We start from the raw sequence: 558 nt of genomic DNA, 5'->3' as shown, positions 1-558 counted from the left end.
TCTTTTTTCCGATTCTGGACTCGGTAGATCTTTGATTTACCGAATTAAAAAAGCGAGCTCATGGCTCGCTTTTTTTCTATCTGGTTTGCTACGTAATACTTAGCCTACATACCTAACGCGTATTTCAATACTTGTGCTTTGATCGGCCCTGAATTTTCAGCCAGCTTTAATGCTGCATTGCGTGCAAACTTCAAAGGCCCCAAATCATTGCTAAAGCCTTTGTAGAAAAAATCCATACCGGTCTGCATTAGAAGATTGTCCGGGCGACGAGTACGCTCATATTTTGCTAATAGAGCATCCGTTAACTCATCTTGCCCTTGTGTCACTGATAGCAATACATCAACGTCTTTAAAGCCTAAATTCACGCCCTGCCCCGCTAATGGATTGATTGTATGCGCTGAATCACCAACTAGCACACAACCTCTATACGAATAGGACTGCGCGTGTCGACGTGTCAAAGGGAAAGAACCAAACTGCAGAACTTCGATATCTCCAAGCTCTTTAGGAAAGTGACGCACGATCTCTTCTCTTAATTGAGGTTTGGTCATAGCGCAAAGC

At 43.4% G+C, this 558-nt stretch carries 1 protein-coding gene; it reads right to left on the bottom strand.

Features of this window, described 5'->3' with window-relative positions:
• Nucleotides 1-104: 104 nt before the first annotated feature.
• Nucleotides 105-558, bottom strand: a 454-nt coding sequence (locus tag R7Z49_RS26845; protein ID WP_318112709.1) for an FAD-dependent monooxygenase, incomplete at its 5' end; no start/stop codon positions are given.

It is taken from the genome of Vibrio sp. 1562 (genome assembly GCF_033340155.1).
Taxonomy (GTDB): Bacteria; Pseudomonadota; Gammaproteobacteria; order Enterobacterales; family Vibrionaceae; genus Vibrio; species Vibrio alginolyticus.
This window is presented reverse-complemented; position numbering and strand designations above follow the sequence as displayed.